We start from the raw sequence: 22,466 nt of genomic DNA, 5'->3' as shown, positions 1-22,466 counted from the left end.
TAAATCTTTACAGAGATTTATTTAATTTTTATAAGTGTCGAATATGTTACAGCATTTCGGCACTTTTTGTTTTTTTTACATAGGCAATAAGTTGATTATTATTTATTATACATATTCATTATCAAATACTTAATTACAGCCTTGAGATGATATTACAATTTGATTTCCATTCATCTCAAAACTCGTATCATTGCCAATACTCTTGCAAATAATTTTAAGTTTTTCTGATAAAGGCTGATCACTTAATGAAGTGGTTAAATGACAATCTTTTAATTTATCTTTAGGGAAATCAATTTCAACCAGATAGGCTTGTTCTATTGTTCTAAGAATCTGTCCTACCGGAATATCGGTAAATTCAAAACTTAATTGTTCAATATTGCCAACATTACTAACTAATGATTTATCCTCTGTTATATTGCTTATTTTATTAAAAATCAGATCTTTTCTTAAAAAACGTAAGGCTTCATTAGGCAATAAAACGACCTCTTGCTTTGAATTTCCTGTCAATTCATTTGAGCTTACCTTAACTTTACCGGTTCGTACAAGTACTTCAACATTCGGCTGATCTGAATAAGCCCTTACCCTAAAACTCGTACCAACAACTTTTGTAATAATTTCGTTAGCATAAACAAGAAAGGGCTTTTGAGGATTTTTACTAATTTCAAAAAAACCTTCACCCGATAAATACACTTTTCTTTGATTTCCGGTAAAGATCTTAGGGTAACTTAATTTACTGTTTGGCTGTAATAAAACTGAACTGCCATCTGACAAAGTAATTATTTGTGGTTTATTAGAATTATTCGTCTGCTCAACGAGTCCTTCATTATTTTCTTCTACAAGTTCCTTATATGTTATAACAGAATGATTACCATCTAATTCATTATTGTAAAACCAAAGTGATAAAAATGCAAAAAATAAAGTAGCGGCAATACTACGCCAATACACCTTTAAATACTTAAATGAATTATCTCTTATGCTTTTGTTTCGATTCTCTTTTTCTTCAATCTTAATCCAGGTGGATTGTAGTGCGGTAGTAAGCTCCGAGTAAGAAATTTTATTTTCTGGTACTTTCATTGCCAACAATAAAAGTCTGGCATCTTCAACCAATTTTGCCCGTTGCTGATTTTCTAACGTCCATTCTTCCCAGCCTTGCTCATCAATTTTGGATAAAACCCACAACTGAAATGACGGATCTACTAAAAAATCTTCAATTTCGATATAATAATTACGTTTTTGCATCTATAGAATAAGGTTACAAAAACATAGAGGACAGTTTTTTTATTATATACTCACCTATTTATGATTTTTTTTAATTTTTTTTAAGATAATTTTAAACAGAAACATAAGAAAGTATCACCAAAACAGAAAAACTTCCCTTCCATTCCTGACGAAGCTTAAGTAAACCGCGGTGTAAAAGATTATTTGCCGATTGATAATTCACATCTAACATTTCTGCAATTTGTTCGACTGATAATCCTTCGTTGTATCTTAAAAATAATGCTTCTTTTTGGCGGGAAGGCAATTCATTTAGTAATTTATTGAGATAAAGCACATTTTCTGCAGTAGCCTCATCATCAATAAGTTCATGTTCTACCGAAAAATCAAAAAGAAATTCAATTGAATCTGTGGTCGTAATTTTTTTAAAAATATTGTCACGTTCATACAATCGTGCAATTCTTTTTCGAACACTTGATAACAAATAGGCTTTTACAACTTTAGGTTCCTGCAAGGATTCCCGATAGAGCCAAATATCTGCAAATACATCCTGTACACAATCCTGAACCTTTTCTGCAAAAGGTGAAAATGAATTTCCATAATGAATTAAATCTCCATAATACTTTTCAAAAAGTAAAGAAAATGACCTTTCATCACCTGCCTTTAGTTTATTCCAAAGTTTATGGTCATCGTAAGTTTTAAGCGACAAAATTTGGGTTTTCATAAATATTTGGTCTTATATTACAAATATTCATCCAGATGTATTTTTTAAGAATTCAATAATTTTTAGTTCAACAAATAATAAAATAATTATTTAATGCAATCAAAATCCAGTAACACATAAGAATGAAGGTAAATTTTCACAAAACATAACTTTAATTTAACAATTTATTTAGTTTTTGTTTTATAAATATATGAAGCTAAAACTTCAAAACCAATTTTTTTATAAAAATACATTTTTGTTTAATTCCGGAAAACCATAAAAAAAGCCTCACTATATTTAGCAAGGCTGCAATAAATTTTATTCAAAAATAACTTTAAAAAGCTACATTCCATCTAGGTAATTTACCATTTTCATTTAAGAAATTCTGTAAAACCAAACCTTCAACAGCAGTTGGAATAGCTTTTACATCGGCATTAAAAGTTTCATACCAAACTACTTCAAGAGCTTCAATATTTTCCAATTTCATTTGTGCCGGCCATGAATATTTTCTCCCTGTTTTTGCAAATTGATGTCCGTTTACAATTTTATCGTACAAACCACCATTTTTGCTTTTTAATGTTCCGTCATTTTGAACAGTTCCAGTTGAACCTACCATGATCAATTCTTTTGCTTCACCCTCAACAGCATTAACAACAAAAATTCCGGCACTACCTTCAGGTGCATTGCAAACTTGTTCTAAACTGTCTTCTATCCTAAAAGTAAAACTATTACTTACTTTAAACTTTTTTAATTCTTTATACATATTTCCTTTTTAAGCTTCTAAGACACTAAGGATCTAAGATGCTAAGTTTTATATTATACCTTAGTATTTTTAAAATGTAAAAAAGTCTCAAGTAATATTGAGACTTTTTTGGAATTTATTATTTTAAATAGTTGGAATTTATTATCCAAGTACTTCTTTTACTTTTTTACCAATTTCAGCTGGCGAATCAACAACGTGGATTCCGTTGTCTCTCATAATTTGTTTTTTAGCAGCAGCAGTATCATCAGAACCACCAACAATAGCACCTGCGTGACCCATTGTTCTACCAGCTGGAGCAGTTTCTCCGGCGATAAAACCAACAACTGGCTTACGGTTACCATCAGCTTTAACCCATTTAGCAGCATCAGCTTCTAATTGACCTCCAATTTCACCAATCATGATGATGATTTCAGTTTCCGGATCGTTCATTAATAACTCAACAGCTTCTTTAGTTGTAGTTCCAATAATTGGATCTCCACCAATACCAATAGCTGTAGTGATTCCTAAACCTTGTTTTACAACCTGGTCAGCAGCTTCATAAGTTAAAGTTCCTGATTTAGAAACGATACCAACAGATCCTTTTTTGAAAACAAAACCTGGCATAATACCAACTTTAGCCTCACCCGGAGTAATAATTCCAGGGCAGTTTGGTCCTATTAATCTTGAGTTTCTTTCTTTAACATAATTATTTGCTTTAATCATATCTGCTACAGGAATTCCTTCTGTAATAGCAATGATTACTTTAATTCCAGCGTCAGCAGCTTCCATAATTGCATCAGCAGCAAAAGCTGGCGGAACAAAAATGATCGATGTATCAGCTCCAGCCTGATCTACAGCATCTTTTACTGTGTTAAAAACCGGACGATCTAAATGGCTAGTTCCTCCTTTTCCAGGAGTTACACCACCTACAACATTAGTACCGTACTCAATCATTTGAGAAGCGTGGAAAGTTCCTTCGCTACCTGTAAATCCCTGAACAATTATTTTGGAATCTTTATTAACTAAAACACTCATGATATATATTTTATGTATTTTTTAAAATTGTGATGCAAAAGTAAGGTTTTGTAACTTATTTTCACCTTTTTTATCGGCAAAAATATCACGAAAATTGACTCATTTGATAACCACGATATAATTTACCGTCTTTTATCTGCCAAATTGTAAAAAAATGGGCTAATAACATTTCTTCACGAGGATTTTCGATGGTTTTTACATAATGCGAGTAACGCACTGACACCAAATCATCTTCGGCAAGGATATGAGAAATCCTTACTTTTGAACGAACATAGGCCCGATTTAGTTCATTTGCCATTTGTATTATAGAATCGTAATCCATTTGGATTAAACCTTTACTGCTATTCCATTCAATAATAACATCAGGATGCAGATAGGTTTTAAAAATTTCACTATCAATCAGGGCATCCGATTTATAAAATTTTTGAACAAACTCTTTGATAGACATAGTTATTTCAATTTACTTAAAATTTCAGGAATTTTTTTGATATTGGCTAACTGTTTCAATTTTTCCCTCGACTCCTCTATTGGAGTTCCAAAATAAGATTTTCCACCTTCTATCGATTTAGTGACACCTGTTTGTCCCATAACCACAGCTTTTGCACCAATTGTAATGCCGCTGGTGGTTCCAACCTGTCCCCAAAGTGTTACTTCATCCTCAATGATTACACATCCTGCAATACCTGTCTGAGAAGCAATTAAACACTTTTTACCTATAACAGAATCATGTCCAATATGCACCTGATTGTCAATTTTTGTTCCTTCACCAATAGTTGTATCCCCTGTTACACCTTTGTCAATTGTACAAAGAGCACCAATACCGACATTGTCTTCAATAACAACTCTTCCTCCTGAAATCAACTGATCAAAACCTTCCGGACGCTTTTTATAATAAAATGCATCAGCTCCTAAAATAGTTCCGGCATGTATAATAACATTATCCCCAATTACAGTATGATCGTAAATAGAAACATTTGAATGTATCAGACAGTTTTTGCCAATTGTAACATGGTTCCCAACAAACGAATTCGGCTGAATAACTGTTCCTTCTCCAATTCTAGCAGATGAAGCAATAGCAACATTAGAAAATTGAAAAGGCCTGAAATGTTTTGTAAGGATATTAAAATCCCTGAAAGGATCATCAGAAATTAAAAGGGCTTTACCTTCCGGGCAATCTACCTTCTTATTGATTAAGACAATTGTTGCTGCAGATTGTAAAGCTTTATCATAATATTTTGGATGGTCAACAAAAACAATATCACCAGCTTCAACTACATGAATCTCATTCATACCTGAAACCGGGAAGTTTTGATCACCAATAAATTCGCAATTAAGCAAATTTGCAATTTCTAGTAAAGAGTGAACCTTTGGAAATTTCATATTTTATAATTAGAAAATGTACTAATTAGAAATGAGTCAATTAGAATGTGAATATACAAAATTATGCCGATTCACAAATTACCTAACTGACTCATTGCCAAATTATATCAATTAAAAATTTACTCTTTTACACGCTCCATATAAGAACCTGAAGCAGTATCTATTTTTATTTTATCACCTTCATTGATAAACAGTGGAACATTTATTGTTGCTCCTGTCTCAACCGTAGCAGATTTCGTTGCATTTGTTGCTGTGTTGCCTTTTACACCTGGCTCAGCATAAGTAACTTCCAGAACTACAGACGCAGGCATATCTACTGATAATGGTAAATCTGTTTCTGTGTTGATCTGAACCATTACATTTGTTCCTTCTTTCAATAAGTCCGGAGCATCAAGAATATTTTTATTTAAAGAAATCTGCTCAAATGTTTCAGCATTCATAAAATGAAACTCATCACCTTCCGGATATAAAAACTGAAATGTATGTGTTTCAACTCTAATAACGTCAATTTTGTGACCTGCTGAAAAAGTATTATCTAATACTTTTCCTGAAGTTAAACTTTTTAATTTTGTTCTTACGAAAGCTGGTCCTTTTCCTGGTTTTACGTGAAGAAATTCAATGATTTTATAAATATCGTGATTAAATTTAATACACAATCCGTTTCTAATATCTGATGTAGATGCCATTTTTTTGTTTTTTATTTAATGTTTGTATTCATTAATATTGTTTCGATTAACATTAAACGATACAAATTGCCGAATAAATTTTATTTAGTAATTCCCTGAATATCCTTTCATTACACCTCTTGATGAATTTCTGATAAAATCTAAAATTTCATCTCTTTCAGGAGTAGCTTCCATTTCTGCTTCTATGATACTCAGAGCCTGAGTAGTATTATAATTTTTTTGGTATAAAATTCTGTAGATATCCTGTATTTCTCTAATTTTTTCGGTCGAAAAACCTCTTCTCCTTAATCCTACTGAGTTAATACCAACATAAGATAAAGGTTCTTTTGCAGCTTTGGTGTAAGGTGGAACATCTTTTCTTAATAATGATCCTCCGGAAATCATAGCATGATCTCCAACACTAATAAATTGGTGAACTGCAGATAAACCTCCAATTATGGCATAATTGCCAATAGTAACATGACCTCCTAAAAGAACTCCATTAACAATAATAGCATTATTACCTACATGGCAGTCATGAGCAATATGTGCCGTTGCCATTATTAAACAATTATTGCCTATAACTGTCTGTCCAGAAGCTATTGTGCCTCTATTTATAGTTACACACTCTCTTATTGTACAATTATCTCCAATAATAGCCAGGGAATCTTCTCCTCCAAATTTTAAATCCTGAGGAACTGCTGAAATTACAGCACCTGGAAAAATGTTACAGTTTTTACCAATTCGTGCACCTTCCATGATAGTTACATTTGAACCTATCCAGGTACCATCACCAATAACAACATTATTATGAATTGTTGTAAAAGGTTCAATTACAACGTTTTTAGCGATTTTAGCGCCAGGATGAACATATGCTAATGGTTGATTCATCTGTATTTTTTATATTTTAATAAATAGTCTAAATTTAGGCAACAAACGTAAACAATAATTTTGATTAATTATTGTTTTTTCGCAATTTGAGCCATTAATTCTGCTTCAGCTACTAATTTCCCGTTTGCATAAGCATTTGCCTGCATATGACATATTCCTCTTCTGATAGGAGAAATCAAATCACACTTGAATATTAGAGTATCTCCCGGTAAAACTTTGTGTTTAAATTTAACATTATCTATTTTCATAAAATAGGTCAAATAATTTTCAGGATCTGGAACTGTACTTAAAACCAAAATTCCACCTGTTTGCGCCATTGCTTCAACAATTAATACCCCTGGCATTACAGGAGCATCAGGAAAATGACCCACAAAGAAATTCTCATTCATGGTAACATTTTTCAATCCCACTACATGACTTGATGACATTTCAATAATTCTGTCAATTAACAAAAATGGAGGTCTGTGAGGCAATACAGCCATGATTTTATGAATATCCATCAAAGGCTCCTGATTTAAATCATAAACCGGAATATGGTTTCGCTGCTCTATTTTTATAATTTTTGCTAATTTTTTTGCAAATTGAGTATTTACATAATGCCCAGGTTTATTAGCAATAATTTTTCCCTGAATTCTAACTCCGATCAAAGATAAATCACCAATAACATCCAACAGTTTATGTCTTGCAGCTTCGTTTGGATAATGTAAAGTCAAATTATCAAGAACACCGTTTGGTTTAACAGAAATCTCATCTTTTCCGAAGGCTTTTTTAAGACTCTCCATTGTAGAATCAGAAATCTCTTTATCTACGTAAACAATAGCGTTATTTAAATCGCCACCTTTTATCAGTCCGTTTTCTAATAAAGATTCTAATTCGTGTAAAAAGCTAAACGTTCTTGAGTTTGAAATTTCATCTTTAAAATCAGAAATACTTTTTAATGTCGCATTTTGAGTACCTAAAACTTTAGTTCCAAAATCTACCATTGTAGTAACCTGATAATCATCACTTGGCATAACCAATATCTCACTACCTGTAGCCTCATCAGTAAATGAGATTACCTCTTTTACTACATAAACATTACGTTTTGCATCCTGCTCTTCGATACCGGCTTTTTCAATAGCTTCAACAAAATATTTTGAAGAACCATCCATAATAGGTAGTTCTGAAGCATTTAATTCTATAATAACGTTATCCAGATCACACCCTACTAATGCCGCTAAAACGTGTTCAGGAGTTTGAATTTTCACACCTAATTTCTCTAAATTAGTACCTCTTTGTGTGTTAACAACATAATTGGCATCTGCCTCAATTATTGGCTGACCTTGCAAATCAATCCTAACAAAAGTGAAACCATTATTAATCGGAGCAGGTTTAAAAGTCATAGTAACTTCTTTTCCAGTATGTAATCCAACTCCTGTTAGTGAAATTTCATTCTTGATGGTCTTCTGTTTAACCATTATTTCCATTTTTTGGGTTTATTATTTGTTTCTTTAATTCTTCTAATTCGGCAACAATCTTAGGCAAGTTCTTAAAATGCACATAGGATTTACTAAAATCGCTATAACCAAAAGTTGGACTTCCCTGCAAAACTTCGTCATCTTTAATGTTTCTGCCAATTCCTGACTGTGCCTGCACGCGAACATTATTTCCTATTACTAAGTGTCCTGCAATACCTACCTGACCTCCAATCATACAGTTTTCACCAATTTTTGTAGAGCCTGCAACTCCTGATTGAGCTGCGATAACAGTATTTCTGCCAATCTCTACGTTATGTGCAATCTGGATCTGATTATCTAATTTTACTCCTTTTCTAATAATTGTAGACCCAAGTGTTGCCCTGTCTATTGTAGTATTAGCACCAATATCTACATTATCTTCTATAATAACATTACCAATTTGCGGCACTTTAGTATACTCACCATCTTCATTTGGGGCAAAACCAAAACCATCAGCTCCAATGATACTCCCTGAATGAATCGTACAATTATTACCAATTATGGTTTCAGAGTAAATTTTAGCGCCTGCAAAAATATATACATTATCACCAATAACAACATTATCGCCAATAAAACTGTTTGGATATATTTTTACATTATTACCCAAAGTTACATTTTGCCCTACATAACTAAAACTTCCCAAGTACAGGTTCTCACCATATTTAGTACCTTCAGTTAGATAAGCATGTTTCTCGATTCCGCTTTTATTTAATTTAACCTGATTATAAAATTCCAAAAGTTTTGAAAAAGACGCATATGCATCTTCAACTTTAATTAAAGTGGTCGTAATTTCAGACTCCGGAACAAAAGAATCATTAACAATTGTAATAGATGCCTTTGTTGTATAGATGTAGTTAATATATTTAGGATTTGCCAGGAAAGTAAGAGAACCTTCCTCTCCTTCTTCTATTTTAGAAAGCCGGGAAACTTCTGCATTGGGATCACCAACAACTTGTCCTTCTAAAATTCCTGCTATTTGTTCTGCTGTAAATTTCATCTTATTTGATTCTGCTTTTTATACGAATAAGATGGAACTCACTACATAACGTTCTACTTGTATTCAAAAAAAATGTATAAGTTCGTTTCATCCCGACAAAAATATAAAAAATAGGTTTTAAATGTTAATTTTAGATAAGTTGTTTTGGAAAACAGATGTAATATTTTGTCACCAATTTAGATAACGATTTCAAATTCAACTGGTCAGATGCCTCAACAACATCTTCAATTGTTTTATCTTTTTTCAAAATTCGTATAGGTTCAGCTTCTTTACTGTAAGCCTGATTTTTAATTTTTCCTCTAAAAATAAAGTAGCCTGCCTCCAGCTGGGAAATATTATGTTCTTCTGCAAATTCTTCTTTCATTGCCTGCGATTCTTCCATCGGAATTTTCTCTGCACTCATTTTAATCTTCAATAAATCCCTGTTAATGATCATTTTACTTAAAGTTGAAAGTATAAAATCATTATGCTTTTGCCATGCTTTAAGGGCACTTATAATATCAAAATCATCTAATTGAGAAAACAAATCTAATTTTTCAGCATCAAAATCTTCTAATGAAATTTTATTTTGCATAAAATATAAAAGCGGATCACTACAAGGCAATTTAATTCCTTTTAATGTTAATTCCTTAGCCCGTTTCAGTACTTTCATCAAAATTAATTCGGCCACCAGACTTGTTTTATGCAAATAAGCCTGCCAGTACATCAATCTTCTTGATAACAGAAATTTTTCTACTGAATAAATCCCTTTTTCTTCTATAACTAAAACATCGTTTTCAACATTCATCATCTGGATCAGTCGTTCAGAATTGACATTTCCTTCTGCCACTCCCGTGTAAAAACTATCGCGTTTTAAATAATCCATTCTGTCCATATCCAGCTGGCTCGAAATCAATTGCAGCATGAACTTTCTGTGGTATTCGCCTTTAAAAACCTGAATTGCCAAACTCAGCTTTCCATCAAATTCATAGTTTAGCTGATTCATAAACAATAATGAAATGGATTCATGGTTAACATCTTCTACAATACTCTTTTCCATGGCATGCGAAAAAGGTCCATGGCCAATATCATGCAGTAAAATAGCGATCAATAAAGCGCACTCTTCATCACTTGAAATAACAACTCCTTTAAAACGAAGTGTTTCAATTGCCTTTTGCATCAAATGCATACATCCCAAAGCATGATGAAAACGTGTATGATTAGCTCCCGGGTAAACCAAATACGACAAGCCCATTTGAGAAATACGTCTCAAACGCTGAAAATACGGATGCTGGATTAAATCATAAATAAGCTCATTCGGAATAGAAATAAAGCCATAAATCGGGTCATTGAATATTTTTAACTTATTGATATGATTCACTATTTCTGGTATTTTTTTAAGTCAACAAATATAAGTAATTAACTATAAACCGTTTTCTGTTTATCTTAAAAAACAAAGAAATTCATTTTACTAAAGAGGAAAACAAAACATTATTCAAATTTTCTGAGTTGTTATTTTTTAAGATGTTAATAACTAAGGATTAGTTTTCGTATCGCTGTAAACCATGTCACTTTCAAAATTAATATATTTGAGAGTAACAAAAATTTGGAAAATCATGAGAATAGAAACCGATCTTAAATTAGGCTTTAAAGATGTTATGATCAGACCCAAAAGATCGACGTTAAAAAGCAGGGCTGAAGTATCTTTAGAAAGAAATTTTAATTTTTTGCACAGTTCCGCAGCATGGACAGGAATTCCAATTATGGCAGCAAATATGGATACTGTAGGCACTTTTGAAATGGCTGCTGTTTTAGCGAAAGAAAAACTTTTTACCGCTATACATAAACATTATTCTTTGGAAGAATGGAATAATTTTCTACAAAACGTATCTCCTGATTTTTATAATTACAGTGCTATTAGCACAGGAACAGGAAAAGAAGATGCTTCAAAAATTGCAGAAATTATTAAAGCCAATCCGTTATTGAAATTTATTTGTATTGATGTTGCTAATGGATACTCAGAACATTTTGTGCAGTTTTTAAAACAAACCCGTGAACAATATCCTGACAAAGTAATTATTGCAGGAAATGTAGTAACCGGCGAAATGACAGAAGAATTATTATTAGCCGGAGCAGATATCGTTAAGGTCGGAATTGGCCCTGGTTCCGTATGTACTACGCGTGTAAAAACTGGCGTAGGTTATCCTCAGCTTTCGGCTATTATTGAATGTGCTGATGCAGCTCATGGTTTGGGAGGACATATTATCAGCGATGGAGGCTGCACAACTCCTGGCGATGTTGCCAAAGCCTTTGGTGCAGGTTCAGATTTTGTAATGCTTGGCGGAATGCTGGCTGGCCATACAGAAAGTGGTGGAGAACTGATCGAAATAAAAGGCGAAAAATTCAAACAGTTTTACGGAATGAGTTCTGCAACTGCAATGGACAAACATGCCGGTGGAGTTGCAGAGTATAGAGCCAGTGAAGGAAAAACAGTTCAGGTTCCGTTTAAAGGTAATGTTATCAACACTTTATTAGATATCTTAGGCGGTTTACGCAGTACCTGTACCTATGTGGGAGCTTCCCGATTAAAAGAATTGACAAAACGGACCACTTTTATCCGTGTAAGTGAACAGGAAAATCAAATATTTACAAAATAAATATGATTAGAATTATTGAAACCTCAATTGAGGATATTGCTAAAATTCAAAATATTGTACATACAACATGGCCAATAACATATGGTCAAATTTTGAAGAAAGAACAATTAGATTATATGCTCGATTTAATTTATTCTGATGAAGCCTTAACCAATGAGATTGAGAAAAAAGAGCAATTATTTTATCTAATTTCAGAAGATGAGACAACTTTGGGTTTTATCGGAATTGAGCACCATTACAAAAATGAACCTATAACCCGGATTCATAAAATATATCTTTTGCCGGAAACACAGGGAAAAGGCATTGGTAAAAAAGTCATTGAACAAATAGAAAAATTTGCTTTAGAAAACAATTCATCTGCCTTATCTCTAAATGTCAACCGATTCAATTCAGCATTAAATTTTTATATAAAAATAGGATTTGAAATCATCGATGAAGTCAATATTGATATTGGAAATGGTTACCTGATGGAGGATTATGTAATGGAGAAAAAACTTTGATTAGCTTACAATTACATCATGCTTGAACAATAAACCTTTTACTTCATTCAAAGCAAAAACAGCTTTTTTAAGTTTCGTTTTGGATGGATCAATGGTATAATTGTAACTCGTTTTGAAATCTGCTTTGTTGGCAATTGCTTTGTTAAATTCCGACCGATACAAATCACAATTATCAAAAAGTACATTTGTAAGGTCGGCAGCCATAAAATCAACAGCAATTAAACTGCAGTTTGTAAATGTTGTGCCTTTTATTTTCAAGGTATAAAATTTCGAAAAATCTAAAACACAGTCGTTAAAATGAATTTCAAAAATAAGTTTGTCGCACATGGCGAAATTCACATCTTTGATTTCACACCGATTAAAAGTTACTGTTCTAAAAGCCACATAATTGATTTTTGCTTCAGAAAAAATGCAGTCATTAAAAACGCAGTCAATAAATGTAACGGCTAAAAAAGTACAGGCTGAAAAATTACAATTATTAAAAACACAAGATTCAAATTCCTTAAAATTAGCGCCATCCCTATCATAAATGATATTATTATATTCTTTATCAAGGAAATATTGAATCGTCATTAAAGATTGATTGTTTACTTAAATTTTAAATAAAAAACGCAAAAATCAAATGTATGATAATTGCGTGTACACTGAAATATCATTTACTGATTATTTTTTATGTACCCTTCTTAAAAGAAAAATAGCAATGACAAAAAAAGCTGCTAAAAATACAATTGCCAAACGAGGGCTTCCTGTAATCTGATCTATAATTCCGTAAAGGCACATCCCAATAACGATTCCTATTTTTTCAGCTACATCATAAAAGCTAAAAAATGATGCTGTATCTTCAGTTTCAGGCAATAGTTTTGAATACGTTGAACGTGACAAAGCCTGAATTCCTCCCATTACAAATCCGACAACCGTAGCCATTACATAAAAATGCATTGGTAAAGTAATAAAAAAGGCCAGAGCACAAAAAACTGCCCAGATAATATTGATTCCGATTAATGTTGGAACATTTCCAAATTTCTCAGAAGCTCTCGAAGTCAAAACAGCGCCGATTACAGCAACCAATTGTATGATTAAAATACAAATAATCAAGCCGATGGTACTTTCTTCTTTAGATGCCCACTGAATTTCCTGTGCTCCAAAATAAGTCGCTACCAACATTACAGTCTGAACCGCCATACTCGATACGAAAAATCCGCCTAAATATCTTTTTAAAGGGATATTATCTTGTAATATTGCCCAAACCTTCTTTAATTCTTTAAACCCATTAAATACAATTTGTTTTGATAGTTTTTGATTTGTTTCTTTACTTCCTTTAGGTAAAAAATAATAGGTATACTGGCTAAACAAAATCCACCAAACACCAACCATGACAAATGAATATCGCATAGCTTTCATGGCTGCTTCGCCATCTGTACCTGTGATTCCAAATATCTTTGGTTTCATAATCATTGCCAAATTGAGAATCAACAAAATTACGCTTCCAACATATCCTAAAGAATATCCTTTGGCACTGATTTTATCCTGCTGTTCAGGAAATGCAATATCTGGCAAATAAGAATTATAAAAAACCAAGCTTCCCCAATAACCAATTAGACCCAGAAAATAAAACAATAACCCGATGTAAATATTTTCAAGATCAAACCAATACAATCCCATGCAGGATAATGCCCCCACATAGCAGAAAAATTTCATGAATGATTTTTTATTCCCAACATAATCTGCAATACCGGATAATAATGGAGAAAAAACAGCTACAAATACAAAGGCAAATGCAGTTACAAAACTAATCAGCGCTGAATTTTTCAATTCTAATCCAAAAACTTCTATGTAATGTCCGCGATCAGAAAATAAGGCTTCATAAAAAATAGGAAATACAGCGGATGCTATTGTAAGGGTATAAACTGAATTTGCCCAATCATAAAAGGCCCAGGCGTTTAATAGTTTTTTACTCCCTTTAGGTAAGTTTGTCATGGTTATGGTTTTGAAGGAGCTAATTTATTTATTTTTTCTTATAAATATTGCTGAATCTTCATTAATAAATAATCAATGTTTTGTTTTATTGATGATGATAAGGTTCATTTCTTAAAATCGTAAAACCTCTGTATAATTGTTCTATAAAAAACAAACGGACCATCTGATGTGAAAAGGTCATTAGTGAAAGCGAAATTTTACCTTGCGCCTTGCCATAAACCGTTTCTGAAAACCCATACGGTCCACCGATTACAAAAACAAGTGTTTTAATTCCGGAATTCATCTTCTTCTGCAATTCTTCAGAAAAGCCAACACTAGAGAAGTTTTTTCCGTTTTCATCCAATAAAATGAGTTGGTCTGTTGGCGTTAATTTAGATAAAATCAACTCTCCTTCTTTCTCTTTTTGCTGGCTTTCAGATAAGTTCTTTACATTCTTAATATCAGGAATGATTTCTAAATCAAATTTGATATAAAACGACAGTCTTTTTGTATAATCGTCAATTAAAGTTTGTAATGATTTATTATCGGTTTTGCCAATGGCGATAAGTTTTATATTCATTTTTAAATTGATTTCTGAACAGCAAAGATAAAAATGATTTGAAGTCTATAGCATTAATTTTATTAGTATACCTAAAAATGCAGCTATTAAAATGATAACCGGCTCTGCTATTTTTTTTATAAATATCAAAGCAAAAATAGTCAGAATTGCAATTAATGCAGTGGATATGTCAACTATACTTCTTGATGCTATTATAACCACAGCTCCCACTAATGCCCCAACAACTGCTGCTGTAATTCCCGTAACAAAATTTTTTATAGATTCATTTTTTGCAATTTTATGAAAGTAAGGAGCAGGAATAACTGTAAATAAATAACATGGCAGAAATGTCGCCAACGAAGATACACATGCACCTGAAAATCCGGCAACAATATATCCTATAAAAGCAACTGTAATTACTACCGGACCTGGAGTAATCATTGCTATGGCAACAGCATCAAGAAATTGCTGTTCTGTGAGCCAATGATTTTCTGCTACTACACCTGCATATAAAAAAGGAATTATCGCTAAACCACTTCCAAATACAAAGGCACCGGCCTTAATAAAGAAAATGGCAATTTTTTCTAAAATTGTCAGTTCTCCATTAAAAAATAAAGGATAGAGCATAAAAAAAGAATATGTTTTTTTCGCTCTCCAAAAACTTCCAGGGGATTTATAAGCCATATACACAAGACCAGCACAAATAAATAATAAAATATGTTCTTGTTTTGTAATCAATGTTATCCCCAAAGAAATTCCAAATACAATCCATAAAACCCAATTGTTTTTTAGCGATTCTAATGTAAATTTTCCAATGGATTTCTGCGTAAGCTTATAAGAACTCATTACAATAATACCAATTACTGCCGCGCCAACACCATAGAATATAGCTTGCAGCCACGAGAGCCCGCCGTACAAAGTATAAGTAATACTCAATAAGAGCACAATAATAAATGAAGGAATTATAAAAACTAATCCGGCCAGTGTAGCACCTAAAATTCGATAATGCAAAAATCCTAAATAAATACCAAGCTGCGCAGCCAAAGGCCCTGGAGCCAGTTGTGCTAATGCCAGACCTTCTTTATAGTTCTCCTCAGAAACCCATTTACGTTTTTCTACTAAATCTTCATGCATATATCCTACTAAGGCGACAGGCCCTCCAAATCCGGTCATTCCCAGTTTAAAAAAATAGTATACAAGCTGTCGTAGAGTATAAGTTGGTTTTTCTATCATGTCAATCCTCTTTAAAATAAAACTCCCAATTGAAATCCAATTGTAAATGTCGCGGGCTTATCGTTACCAAATCGCGCAGGTAAAGGCAAAGCAGCATAATAACTGCAGTTTTCACTTTTAATAAGTGTCTTATTGAAGACAGGAGTAAAACCATATCTGCCGGAAATTTCAAAAGCAATTCTGCCTGCAAAAGAAAATCCACTCCCCAAAGGAACCAAAACTCCAGGATGAAAGGTTAAATTATTTGATTTGCTTACTCCGCCTTCATCTTTGATTGTTGGAACAATTTCGAAAGAAAAACCTAGTTTGGATGTTTTCCATAAATTAATTCCCATTGGAAAAGAAACAACATAATGTCCGTCAAAATTAGTTGTTGTTTCCTCATTACTTAAAGTAATAATTGGATGCATAATACCCACATAACCATTTATTTTTGGGAAAGTAGTTTGGGAATAAGCCGTTTTAAAAAATAGTAAAAAAAGAAAAATAAATCTTGTAATCCGTGTCATTTTGGTTTGTTTAATTAATTTAAACAAAGCTACGGAGCTCAGAAAGCATCAAATAGAATACTATTTACGTTTTGTATCTGAATTACTTTTTTGTTATTTTTTTTCTAAATGAAGAAGGATTTTCACCTGTATGAAGTTTAAAAATCCTGGTGAAATGACTCTGATCTGAAAACCCTGTCAAATAAGAAATTTCAGTTAAGGTATAATTTGAATTCTGAATAAGATTTATAGCCTTTTCAATTCGGATTTTCCTAATGTAATCCCCAAAATTGAGATCTTCAAAATATTTAGAAAACTCTCGCGACAAATAAGAAGGATTCAGTTCTAAATCGGTTGATATTTTTTTAAGGTCGAAGGTAAACTGAGCATCAATCTGATCCTGAATCATTTCTTTTAATTCATTTACCCAACTCGGAACTTTCTTTTTCTCTTTTTTATTTGTTTTTAAAAACTTAATATAGACTTCATGTAGCAAATTTTCAAAAGGGCTGTTTTGAAGATGCTTTTGATTATACAGATGAGAAGCCCAGCTATACAAACCATCATAAATCACCATACCTATTTCTAAAAGCTTTGCATCATCAGTAATATTGTACGCTAATCCTGCAGAAATAGCCCAAAGACCTGCAGCTTCATTCGCTATATCATGCCTGTCAGTATCTGCACCCCTGACTATTTTTGAAATTACAGCAATAGCAGGATCATCAATTTTATGCTTTTTAATTATATAGTCAAATGTACACTGATCTTCATAATGCGTATATTCAACTTCAGGAATATCAAACGGAATCGCATTTAATTTTACTCCCTCTTCAATAACTTTATCAAAAGGAACATAAATAAATTCTGCGTCAGAATCGACAAATTTCTGAATAAGCCACGGACAAGCCAATCGGTCTATTTTAGGACGCTCGCGTGTAATCCATTTCATTTATTACTTTTTAGAAAATTGATTTTCAAATATTTTAAATCTCATATCTAAATCTTTCAGTAATTCTTTTTTTACAGATGCATCCTGGATAAAACTGTAATTAATACTGTTGTAGACATACTGCTTTATCGTTTCGTATGAAACGTCCGGGTATCTTTTTGCCAACAGGACATATTGTTCTGTCATATTGGTCCTTAAAATTCCCGCATCATCTGTACTAATTACAATTGGCACATTAAACTCTTTATAAAGTGTAAACGGATGTCTTCCCTCCTTTACTTTCAAAATAAATTCGTTACTGGCTAAATTGATCTCAATCGGAATATTATTTTTCGCCATATACCGCAATAAATCATACGAATTTGCTTCATAAGCAATATCAACTCCGTGACCAATTCTATTAGCCCCCGCAACATAAATTGCCGAATTAATATGCCATGTTAATTCTTCGGGCTGTACTAATCCCAATGTCAATTCACCAGCATGAAGCGTATATTTAACATCTGGAAAACGCGAATGGCAATACTTAAACATCACCATATGGAGCCAATAATCTTTCATTGAAGTTTCACCGTCTTCTGGAGAGACAATATTTACTCCCGCAACGAGTTTACTTTCATTTGCAGAAATAAAAGCAATCATAAGATTTTTAAATAAATCAACAGGTTCCATAAAACGCAATACGAAATTTTGATAACGCATTTTAAATCGGTCATCATCAATTTTTAAATCTTGGTGAAGTTTTGATATAAAATTGCTATTAAAATCTTCCGCATATTTTTTAGCATTTCTTTTTTCTAAGTTTTTATACAAATCGTCAAGAAGCTTTAAAACAGCTTTTTCATCTTTTTTAACCGAAGCGTCACGAAGTTTTAAATTGAAATCATTCAGATCATCAACTTTCATATCACACGGGATTGTAGACAATTGTGTTTCAATATAACTTACATTTTCAGAAAGTGCACGGTTTTTTAGCTCTGTTAAGCCTTCTGCAAAATGACCTTCAATAGCAGGAAAAAACTTTTCAAAAGAATCAAAAAACAAATCATCAGATGGAACTGACACACCATTAAAGTCTTTAGCAGACCAGGTTTGCATTATCTGCTGTTTGTAAAATGAAAGCTTTCCAGTGTTTCTTAATGATGAAAGAGTTTCCCAGTTCCCTTTTGCCGGTTTTATTTTGGAAACTTCCATCGTTTCTAAATTCAGATAAAAATCTTCTGCAATAACTCTTTCTAAAAGAGGTTCAGCATAAACAGACCCTGAAAAATGATGGTGTAAATCGCCCCCTTTTGGCATTTGCTGAAAAAAAGCCGTTAAGGCAGCCTCATTGTTTCTGATTCTTTCCAAATAACTATCCGCAGATTGAGAAAAATTTAATTGTATTATCAGAAAACAGAAAAGTGTAATTATCCTCGTCATACTCTAAGTTTAAATTACATGCAAATATAACCAATTTTGAAAAGATGAGGGAGAGAATTATATTTCTTACTCAATTCTTTTAAAACTAACATTTAAACATATTTCAATCTTTTTTGGCGATTGTTTTCCATTTTTTGAATAAAAAAACTAATAAATAATCTTTTGCTTCAAAGTTGATTTATAGAATTATCAAAAAAATAAAATTTCGGACATAACTATTACGATTTCATTTTTTCTTTACTAAACAATTTTTGCCTTTTTCAATATAAAACTGCATGTTTTATGAATTTTTATAATCTGCATTTCTGTTTCAATTAGTTTGTTTAACTTTGTTTAAAACATATAAAAATGAAACAATTAGTTATATTACTTATTGCTTTTGCTACATTCTCATGTACAAACGCTCAAAAAACGGAGAAACAAAATTTTTCAAAAGAAGCTTTATCTGAAAAATTACTATCTGTCGAAGAAAGTCAGATTACATTCAAAGATATTTTAAAAAAATACAAAGGAAAAACTTTAGTAATTGAAGTTTGGGCTTCATGGTGTGGCGACTGTGTAAAAGCAATGCCTAAATTAAAAGAACTTCAAGCAAATAATCCATATGTTTCCTATTTATTTATCTCTGCAGATAAAACAGCTGAGAAATGGAAAGCCGGAATTGAAAAACACGAATTGAAAGGCGATCATTATATGATGAATGATGGAATGAAAGGTCTATTTGGAAAAGCAATTGATTTAGATTGGATTCCAAGATATATCATCATTGACAAAACGGGAAAAATTGTTCTCTATCGCGCCATAGAAACCGATTTTGAGAAAATCAATGAAACACTAAAAAGTCTTAAATAATTTAAACAACCTTTAAAATCTATAAAAAAAATTAATACTATCCAAAATGAGAAAACAAATTGTTGCAGGAAATTGGAAAATGCATAAAAATGCCAATCAAACTGAAGAATTATTAAACGAATTAATTACTAAAATACCAGCAAAAACAAATGCTCAGGTTATCGTAGCACCAACATTTGTAAATTTAGCTGCCGCAGTTAATAAATTAAAAAATACACCAATTGGTGTTTCAGCACAAAATGTTCACCAGGCAGAAGGAGGAGCTTTTACCGGAGAAATTTCTGCTGATATGTTAAAAAGTATTGGAGTTGATACTGTAATTTTAGGTCACTCTGAGAGAAGAGCTATTTTTAATGAAACTGATGCACTAATCGCTAACAAAGTGGATACTGCATTAAAACATGAAATGACTGTTATTTTTTGTTTTGGAGAAGAATTAAAAGATCGTCAATCCGAAAATCATTTCAATATTGTTGAGAATCAATTACGTGACGGGATATTTCATATTTCAAAAGAATCGTGGTCGAATGTAGTTTTGGCTTACGAACCGGTTTGGGCAATTGGAACTGGTGAAACAGCATCTCCGGAACAAGCTCAGGAAATGCACGAATTTATTAGAGAAACCATTCGTAAAGCTTTTGGAAATGATATTGCTGATGAAGTTTCTATCTTATACGGTGGTTCAGTAAAACCGGAAAATGCAAAAGAAATCTTCTCTAAACCTGATGTTGATGGCGGTTTAATTGGAGGTGCAGCTTTAAAAGCAGATGATTTTTTGGCTATCGTAACAGCTATCTAAATATTCAATAATTGAAAAAGCCCGATAAATTATTTTATCGGGCTTCTTTTTTTCCATCGAAAAATCTATTCTGTAATATTGGAATTGGTTACATAAAAATCTTTACTTACTTCAATAGTTCTGCTGTCACCAATTATTTTTTCAGACTTCCATTCTGTTGTTGGTTTTAACCAGGTCTCCACACCATTTAGTTTTACCTTTACCGGCATATCAAATTTAGCCACACAATTAGACCAATGATAACCAAACGATCCATCTTTAAAAATATATTCTAAAACCGGAATTTTGGTAGTCGTTAGATATTGTGCAAATACCCGATTGAAATTAATTCCGGACTGGCTATTAATGTAATCTTCAATCTGTTTAGACGTAACCGTCTGATGATAAAACGTACTATTAAGTCCTCTTAAAATAGATTTCCATTTCACATCATCATTAATAATTTGACGAATCATATGCAGCATATTTGCCCCTTTTGGATACATATCACCTGATCCTTCATTATTTACATCGTAATTTCCAATAATTGGAATATCATTTTCAATATTTTTTCTACAGCCAATTACATATTCCGCTCCGGCATCTTTTCCATAATAATATTCCAGAAAAAGGCTTTCTGAATAATTAGTGAAACTCTCATGAATCCACATATCTGCAATGTCTTTATAGGTAATATTATTGGCAAACCATTCATGTCCTGACTCATGAATAATAATAAAATCAAATTTCAATCCCCAGCCAGTTCCACTCAAATCATTCCCTAAATAGCCATTTTTATACTGATTCCCATAAGTAACACTGCTTTGATGTTCCATTCCTAAGTAAGGTGCTTCAACCAATTTATAACTATCTTCATAAAAAGGGTATGGACCAAACCAGTTTTCGAATGCCTTCAACATTTTCGGAACATCTTTAAATTGTTCTTTCGCTAATGCTAAATTGTCTCTTAAAACATAATAGTTACAATCTAAATTACCCTTCTCTCCTTTATACTTTTCAGAAAAATTCACATAATCCCCTATATTGATATTGACACCATAATTATTAATAGGATTAGATACATACCAATTGAATGTTTTTGTTCCGTCTTTTTCCTTTTTTACACTCTGCAATCTTCCATTCGAAACATCAGTCAAGTCCCCGGGAACATTTACACTAATCAACATATTTTCTACTTCATCATACATGTGATCTTTACAGGGCCACCAAACACTAGCACCCAATCCCTGACAAGATGAGGCTATAAAGTCTTTTCCATTTTTATCTTTTTTCCAGGTAATACCCCCATCCCATGGTGGATTAACCGCTTCTTTAGGCTTTCCACCAAAAGAAACAATAATTTCCTTAGCCTCTTGCACTTTCTGATGAGCAACTAACTGAATGAAAAAAGCATTTCCATCTCTTTCAAATTTCAATTCTTTTCCATCTTGGGTAACTTTGTATATTTGCATTGGTTCCTGCAAATCAATCTGCATCTTGCTATACGCGTTTAAAACTGTGTATCGAATTGTATTTAAACCTGAAATAGTTTTATCAGTAGGGTTTACCTTTACATCCAAATGATAATATTTTAAATCCCACCATGCTCTTTCTTTAGTTATACTTCCTCTCAAAGTATCCTGATGCGTAAACATCTTCTCTGACTTATTGAGAAGTCCTTGTGAGTTTGAAGTGAAAACTATAAATAGGAGAACAAAACTAATTATATAACTTTTCATTAATATAAGTTTGAAATTTATAACAAAAATAAACATTCAATTGATTTTAATTACATCTTTCTAACTTAAAATCAGAAACTTTTGTAAAACAAAAAACCCCATTCTTATCCAGAATAGGGTTCTTGAAGAAAGGCGACGACATACTCTCCCACAAAACTGCAGTACCATCTGCGCAGGCGGGCTTAACTTCTCTGTTCGGGATGGGAAGAGGTGAGCCCCGCCGCAAT

23 protein-coding genes and 1 rRNA gene are annotated in these 22,466 nt (G+C 32.4%); 4 read left to right on the top strand and 20 right to left on the bottom strand.

Annotation, left to right across the window (positions count from 1 at the left end; translation table 11 throughout):
- Positions 1-129: 129 nt before the first annotated feature.
- The 11 genes from K8B81_RS20015 to K8B81_RS19965 all read right to left on the bottom strand — a co-directional run bounded on the left by K8B81_RS20015 (position 130) and on the right by K8B81_RS19965 (position 10,484).
- The gene (locus K8B81_RS20015) at positions 130-1,239 is read right to left on the bottom strand and encodes a FecR family protein (RefSeq protein ID WP_223683311.1); all 1,110 of its coding nucleotides are present in this window, start codon (positions 1,237-1,239) and stop codon (positions 130-132) included.
- A 91-nt stretch (positions 1,240-1,330) separates the two neighbouring features.
- Positions 1,331-1,939: an RNA polymerase sigma factor gene (locus K8B81_RS20010; protein WP_223683310.1), complete on the bottom strand. Its 609-nt coding sequence runs from the start codon at positions 1,937-1,939 to the stop codon at positions 1,331-1,333.
- A gap of 313 nt (positions 1,940-2,252) precedes the next feature.
- A complete protein-coding gene (locus K8B81_RS20005; protein ID WP_223683309.1) occupies positions 2,253-2,681 on the bottom strand; it encodes a hypothetical protein in 429 nt (142 codons plus the stop codon).
- A 141-nt stretch (positions 2,682-2,822) separates the two neighbouring features.
- Positions 2,823-3,695 (bottom strand): succinate--CoA ligase subunit alpha, encoded by an 873-nt coding sequence (gene sucD, locus K8B81_RS20000; protein WP_110308046.1) that lies wholly within the window; start codon positions 3,693-3,695, stop codon positions 2,823-2,825.
- Positions 3,696-3,780: 85 nt separating this feature from the next.
- Positions 3,781-4,143 carry a nuclear transport factor 2 family protein gene (locus tag K8B81_RS19995; protein WP_223683308.1) on the bottom strand — a complete coding sequence of 121 codons (363 nt, stop codon included), beginning with the start codon at positions 4,141-4,143 and terminating at the stop codon, positions 3,781-3,783.
- A 2-nt stretch (positions 4,144-4,145) separates the two neighbouring features.
- Positions 4,146-5,075: a UDP-3-O-(3-hydroxymyristoyl)glucosamine N-acyltransferase gene (locus K8B81_RS19990; protein WP_223683307.1), complete on the bottom strand. Its 930-nt coding sequence runs from the start codon at positions 5,073-5,075 to the stop codon at positions 4,146-4,148.
- A 119-nt stretch (positions 5,076-5,194) separates the two neighbouring features.
- Positions 5,195-5,761, bottom strand: a complete 567-nt coding sequence (gene efp, locus K8B81_RS19985) for an elongation factor P (protein WP_223683306.1) — start codon at positions 5,759-5,761, stop codon at positions 5,195-5,197.
- An 84-nt stretch (positions 5,762-5,845) separates the two neighbouring features.
- On the bottom strand, positions 5,846-6,631 hold the full coding sequence (gene lpxA / locus K8B81_RS19980; RefSeq protein WP_223683305.1) for an acyl-ACP--UDP-N-acetylglucosamine O-acyltransferase: 786 nt from the start codon (positions 6,629-6,631) through the stop codon (positions 5,846-5,848).
- 68 nt (positions 6,632-6,699) lie between these two features.
- Positions 6,700-8,088 carry a bifunctional UDP-3-O-[3-hydroxymyristoyl] N-acetylglucosamine deacetylase/3-hydroxyacyl-ACP dehydratase gene (locus K8B81_RS19975; RefSeq protein WP_223683304.1) on the bottom strand — a complete coding sequence of 463 codons (1,389 nt, stop codon included), beginning with the start codon at positions 8,086-8,088 and terminating at the stop codon, positions 6,700-6,702.
- Complete coding sequence (lpxD, locus tag K8B81_RS19970) at positions 8,081-9,124, bottom strand: UDP-3-O-(3-hydroxymyristoyl)glucosamine N-acyltransferase (RefSeq protein WP_223683303.1); 1,044 nt, start codon at positions 9,122-9,124, stop codon at positions 8,081-8,083. The genes K8B81_RS19975 and lpxD overlap by 8 nt, the downstream gene beginning before the upstream one ends.
- Before the next feature lie 130 nt (positions 9,125-9,254).
- Positions 9,255-10,484: an HD domain-containing protein gene (locus tag K8B81_RS19965; protein WP_223683302.1), complete on the bottom strand. Its 1,230-nt coding sequence runs from the start codon at positions 10,482-10,484 to the stop codon at positions 9,255-9,257.
- A 235-nt stretch (positions 10,485-10,719) separates the two neighbouring features.
- On the opposite strand from K8B81_RS19965, the gene guaC reads away from it, so the two are divergent.
- On the top strand, positions 10,720-11,760 hold the full coding sequence (gene guaC / locus K8B81_RS19960) for a GMP reductase (RefSeq protein WP_223683301.1): 1,041 nt from the start codon (positions 10,720-10,722) through the stop codon (positions 11,758-11,760).
- A 2-nt stretch (positions 11,761-11,762) separates the two neighbouring features.
- On the top strand, positions 11,763-12,260 hold the full coding sequence (locus tag K8B81_RS19955) for a GNAT family N-acetyltransferase (protein ID WP_223683300.1): 498 nt from the start codon (positions 11,763-11,765) through the stop codon (positions 12,258-12,260).
- Here K8B81_RS19955 and K8B81_RS19950 read toward each other — a convergent pair whose 3' ends face one another.
- From K8B81_RS19950 to K8B81_RS19920, 7 genes are all read right to left on the bottom strand, one after another.
- Positions 12,261-12,833, bottom strand: a complete 573-nt coding sequence (locus tag K8B81_RS19950; protein ID WP_223683299.1) for a pentapeptide repeat-containing protein — start codon at positions 12,831-12,833, stop codon at positions 12,261-12,263.
- A gap of 90 nt (positions 12,834-12,923) precedes the next feature.
- On the bottom strand, positions 12,924-14,237 hold the full coding sequence (locus tag K8B81_RS19945; RefSeq protein ID WP_223683298.1) for an MFS transporter: 1,314 nt from the start codon (positions 14,235-14,237) through the stop codon (positions 12,924-12,926).
- Positions 14,238-14,322: 85 nt separating this feature from the next.
- Entirely contained in the window at positions 14,323-14,796 is a 474-nt protein-coding gene (gene rlmH / locus K8B81_RS19940) for a 23S rRNA (pseudouridine(1915)-N(3))-methyltransferase RlmH (protein WP_223683297.1), read from the bottom strand.
- A gap of 45 nt (positions 14,797-14,841) precedes the next feature.
- Complete coding sequence (locus K8B81_RS19935) at positions 14,842-16,008, bottom strand: chromate transporter (RefSeq protein WP_223683296.1); 1,167 nt, start codon at positions 16,006-16,008, stop codon at positions 14,842-14,844.
- 11 nt (positions 16,009-16,019) lie between these two features.
- Positions 16,020-16,517 carry a hypothetical protein gene (locus K8B81_RS19930; RefSeq protein WP_223683295.1) on the bottom strand — a complete coding sequence of 166 codons (498 nt, stop codon included), beginning with the start codon at positions 16,515-16,517 and terminating at the stop codon, positions 16,020-16,022.
- An 82-nt stretch (positions 16,518-16,599) separates the two neighbouring features.
- Complete coding sequence (locus K8B81_RS19925; RefSeq protein WP_223683294.1) at positions 16,600-17,448, bottom strand: chromate resistance protein ChrB domain-containing protein; 849 nt, start codon at positions 17,446-17,448, stop codon at positions 16,600-16,602.
- A gap of 3 nt (positions 17,449-17,451) precedes the next feature.
- The gene (locus tag K8B81_RS19920) at positions 17,452-18,870 is read right to left on the bottom strand and encodes an amidohydrolase family protein (RefSeq protein WP_223683293.1); all 1,419 of its coding nucleotides are present in this window, start codon (positions 18,868-18,870) and stop codon (positions 17,452-17,454) included.
- A 348-nt stretch (positions 18,871-19,218) separates the two neighbouring features.
- Here K8B81_RS19920 and K8B81_RS19915 point away from each other — a divergent pair, with 348 nt between their 5' ends.
- Both K8B81_RS19915 and tpiA read left to right on the top strand, forming a co-directional pair.
- Positions 19,219-19,722: a TlpA family protein disulfide reductase gene (locus K8B81_RS19915; RefSeq protein WP_223683292.1), complete on the top strand. Its 504-nt coding sequence runs from the start codon at positions 19,219-19,221 to the stop codon at positions 19,720-19,722.
- 46 nt (positions 19,723-19,768) lie between these two features.
- A complete protein-coding gene (gene tpiA, locus K8B81_RS19910) occupies positions 19,769-20,521 on the top strand; it encodes a triose-phosphate isomerase (RefSeq protein WP_223683291.1) in 753 nt (250 codons plus the stop codon).
- A 65-nt stretch (positions 20,522-20,586) separates the two neighbouring features.
- Here the strand turns inward: tpiA and K8B81_RS19905 are convergent, their stop codons facing one another.
- The gene (locus K8B81_RS19905; RefSeq protein ID WP_223683290.1) at positions 20,587-22,239 is read right to left on the bottom strand and encodes a M1 family metallopeptidase; all 1,653 of its coding nucleotides are present in this window, start codon (positions 22,237-22,239) and stop codon (positions 20,587-20,589) included.
- A gap of 127 nt (positions 22,240-22,366) precedes the next feature.
- Positions 22,367-22,466 (bottom strand): 5S ribosomal RNA (rrf, locus tag K8B81_RS19900); the annotation flags it as partial.

It is taken from the genome of Flavobacterium hibisci, assembly GCF_020026925.1.
In the GTDB taxonomy this organism is placed as follows: domain Bacteria; phylum Bacteroidota; class Bacteroidia; order Flavobacteriales; family Flavobacteriaceae; genus Flavobacterium; species Flavobacterium hibisci.
This window is presented reverse-complemented; position numbering and strand designations above follow the sequence as displayed.

Coding starts and splice junctions, on each gene's coding strand:
- K8B81_RS19920 (WP_223683293.1), bottom strand. CDS start 18,870: ATGACGAGGATAATTACACTTTTCTGTTTTCTGATAATACAATTAAAT.
- K8B81_RS19930 (WP_223683295.1), bottom strand. CDS start 16,517: ATGACACGGATTACAAGATTTATTTTTCTTTTTTTACTATTTTTTAAA.
- K8B81_RS19935 (WP_223683296.1), bottom strand. CDS start 16,008: ATGATAGAAAAACCAACTTATACTCTACGACAGCTTGTATACTATTTT.
- K8B81_RS19945 (WP_223683298.1), bottom strand. CDS start 14,237: ATGACAAACTTACCTAAAGGGAGTAAAAAACTATTAAACGCCTGGGCC.
- lpxA (WP_223683305.1), bottom strand. CDS start 6,631: ATGAATCAACCATTAGCATATGTTCATCCTGGCGCTAAAATCGCTAAA.
- rlmH (WP_223683297.1), bottom strand. CDS start 14,796: ATGAATATAAAACTTATCGCCATTGGCAAAACCGATAATAAATCATTA.
- K8B81_RS19905 (WP_223683290.1), bottom strand. CDS start 22,239: ATGAAAAGTTATATAATTAGTTTTGTTCTCCTATTTATAGTTTTCACT.
- K8B81_RS20010 (WP_223683310.1), bottom strand. CDS start 1,939: ATGAAAACCCAAATTTTGTCGCTTAAAACTTACGATGACCATAAACTT.
- K8B81_RS19995 (WP_223683308.1), bottom strand. CDS start 4,143: ATGTCTATCAAAGAGTTTGTTCAAAAATTTTATAAATCGGATGCCCTG.
- K8B81_RS20015 (WP_223683311.1), bottom strand. CDS start 1,239: ATGCAAAAACGTAATTATTATATCGAAATTGAAGATTTTTTAGTAGAT.
- K8B81_RS19950 (WP_223683299.1), bottom strand. CDS start 12,833: ATGACGATTCAATATTTCCTTGATAAAGAATATAATAATATCATTTAT.
- K8B81_RS19990 (WP_223683307.1), bottom strand. CDS start 5,075: ATGAAATTTCCAAAGGTTCACTCTTTACTAGAAATTGCAAATTTGCTT.
- K8B81_RS20005 (WP_223683309.1), bottom strand. CDS start 2,681: ATGTATAAAGAATTAAAAAAGTTTAAAGTAAGTAATAGTTTTACTTTT.
- K8B81_RS19975 (WP_223683304.1), bottom strand. CDS start 8,088: ATGGTTAAACAGAAGACCATCAAGAATGAAATTTCACTAACAGGAGTT.
- efp (WP_223683306.1), bottom strand. CDS start 5,761: ATGGCATCTACATCAGATATTAGAAACGGATTGTGTATTAAATTTAAT.
- lpxD (WP_223683303.1), bottom strand. CDS start 9,124: ATGAAATTTACAGCAGAACAAATAGCAGGAATTTTAGAAGGACAAGTT.
- K8B81_RS19915 (WP_223683292.1), top strand. CDS start 19,219: ATGAAACAATTAGTTATATTACTTATTGCTTTTGCTACATTCTCATGT.
- tpiA (WP_223683291.1), top strand. CDS start 19,769: ATGAGAAAACAAATTGTTGCAGGAAATTGGAAAATGCATAAAAATGCC.
- sucD (WP_110308046.1), bottom strand. CDS start 3,695: ATGAGTGTTTTAGTTAATAAAGATTCCAAAATAATTGTTCAGGGATTT.
- K8B81_RS19955 (WP_223683300.1), top strand. CDS start 11,763: ATGATTAGAATTATTGAAACCTCAATTGAGGATATTGCTAAAATTCAA.
- K8B81_RS19925 (WP_223683294.1), bottom strand. CDS start 17,448: ATGAAATGGATTACACGCGAGCGTCCTAAAATAGACCGATTGGCTTGT.
- guaC (WP_223683301.1), top strand. CDS start 10,720: ATGAGAATAGAAACCGATCTTAAATTAGGCTTTAAAGATGTTATGATC.